Raw genomic sequence first — 2,042 nt, 5'->3', positions numbered from 1 at the left:
TGATATGATTCCCCTAAAGTAGACAATGGAAATAACCAAAGTCTCCTTTAGGGGGATTTTTTATGGCTAAAAGGAAACATTCCGTAGAATGGATGATTGATAGAGTAAATGAATACCTTAGCGGAATGGGCTCATATGATTCAATTGCCCATGCTAACGATATAGCTCAAGCCACACTTATAAGATGGGTGGCTGCTTACCGTAATTATGGAGCAGACGCATTTACTAAAGGGGCTGGAAACAAGCGGTATAGCAAAGATTTTAAAACATCTTGTGTAGATACAGTTATAAAAGGTGAGTTAAGTGTAAATGGATGTGTTGCAAAGTTTGGGATATCTAGTGATAGTGTACTTCGAAGATGGATTTCAGAGTATAATGCCAATAGAGAGCTTAAGGACTATGATCCTAAGCGGGAGGTCTATATGGCAGAGGCTAGAAGAAAAACCACTATCGAGGAACGTAAAGAAATCGTCAAGTACTGCATAGAGCACAATCGCGATTATAAAGGCACTGCTTCTTTGTATGATGTTTCTTATACACAGGTTTATAGCTGGGTAAGAAAGTATGACGCAGATGGAGAAGATGCGCTTGTTGATAGACGCGGTCATCACAAAACAGATGATGAAGTTGATGAATTGGAGCGCTTACGCCGTGAGAACCTAAGACTAAAGCGACAACTTCAGGAAAGGGACATGACAGTAGAACTGTTAAAAAAAGTGAGAGAATTAGAAGGGATGTGAGGCTCGGTAAGGCTCGATTTGAATGTAAATATTTAGCTATACAGGCTTATTCTAATGATAAACATTGGAGTATAAACTGGATGTGTAAGACGCTGGGTGTATCACACGCAGCTTATTACAAATGGTTTCACAGAGAAGTTCCAGAACAAGAATTGGAAGACCATAGAATTGCTGAGCTTATCAGAGAATACGATGATCGCTTTGGTCATATCCTTGGATACAGACGGATGACTCTCTGGATTAACCACTTCAATGGGACTGATTATAAAGTTAAGCGCATACACAGGATCATGAAGGCTATTGGAGTTCATGCGATTATTCGTGCGAAAAGAAAGCAGTATGAACCTTCAACTCCAGAAACTGTTGCAGAGAACACGCTCAAAAGAGACTTTCACGCAAACAAACCTAATGAAAAATGGACAACTGATGTTACTGAGTTTAAGATCCCTGAAGCTAATAAGAAGCTGTATCTGAGTGCCATCCTTGATCTTTATGACAGAACGCCGGTATCTTATGTTATCAGTACAAGAAATGATAATGCACTCGTATTTAAAACGTTTGACAAAGCAATAGCTGAAAATCCTGATGCCGCCCCACTTTTTCACTCGGATCGTGGATTTCAGTACACCAGTAAAGTCTTTAAAATGAAGTTACAAGAACAAGGAATGGAACAGTCAATGTCTCGAGTAGGACACTGCATAGATAATGGACCGACTGAAGGATTCTGGGGCATCATCAAGACTGAAATGTACTGCATGTTTGATATAACTGATGAAACTTCACTAAGGAACGCCATAGAGAAATACATGTACTTTTATACCAACGAAAGGCCACAGGAAAGATTCGGTGGAAAGACGCCTGCCCAGGTACGTAATGAAGCAATGCTTACAGATAAGCCTACTGATTATCCCATTCCTGAGAATAAGCGTATCCAGAAGTATAAAGCTAAATGGGCAGCTTAACAAAAGAATAGAAATGAATCCAGAGGCTACTGGCCTTGAATAAAGTGCGCCAAGCGCACAAATATCCTTGATCTGCTTGACTACAGAATATCTGCCATGGAATGTCTGTCAACCCCGCAGCCGCTTCGCGGTGCGCATAGCGCAGGGTTGACTGGCATTCCATGACAGATAAAGTAGTCATTAAGCAGACCAAGGATTATAGTGACAGTTCAAACTGTCACCATTTCCAAATCTATATGATTTCAGCATCTAAAAAGGTGACCACCTCTAATGAAGTGATCACCTTTTCTCTTGACTTGTTTTGTTTATTTGGCCTATCTACTTGACAGACCCCTGTTCA

General features: G+C 40.5%; 2 protein-coding genes. Both read left to right on the top strand.

The annotated features are described in order from the left end of the window. The first annotated feature begins 62 nt into the window (after window positions 1-62). Window positions 63-740 (top strand): helix-turn-helix domain-containing protein, encoded by a 678-nt coding sequence (locus BLS24_RS15075; protein ID WP_091761068.1) that lies wholly within the window; start codon window positions 63-65, stop codon window positions 738-740. Continuing rightward, entirely contained in the window at window positions 737-1,702 is a 966-nt protein-coding gene (locus BLS24_RS15070) for an IS3 family transposase (protein WP_176764456.1), read from the top strand. The genes BLS24_RS15075 and BLS24_RS15070 overlap by 4 nt, the downstream gene beginning before the upstream one ends. The last annotated feature ends 340 nt before the right edge of the window (window positions 1,703-2,042 follow it).

Source organism: Butyrivibrio sp. INlla18, assembly GCF_900103635.1.
Classification (GTDB): Bacteria; Bacillota; Clostridia; order Lachnospirales; family Lachnospiraceae; genus Butyrivibrio.
Note: the sequence above shows the minus strand (reverse complement) of the source record. Positions and strands in the feature narration are given on the sequence as shown.

Excerpts from the sequence above, each read along its gene's own strand:
- BLS24_RS15075 (WP_091761068.1), top strand. The coding sequence starts at position 63 with ATGGCTAAAAGGAAACATTCCGTAGAATGGATGATTGATAGAGTAAAT.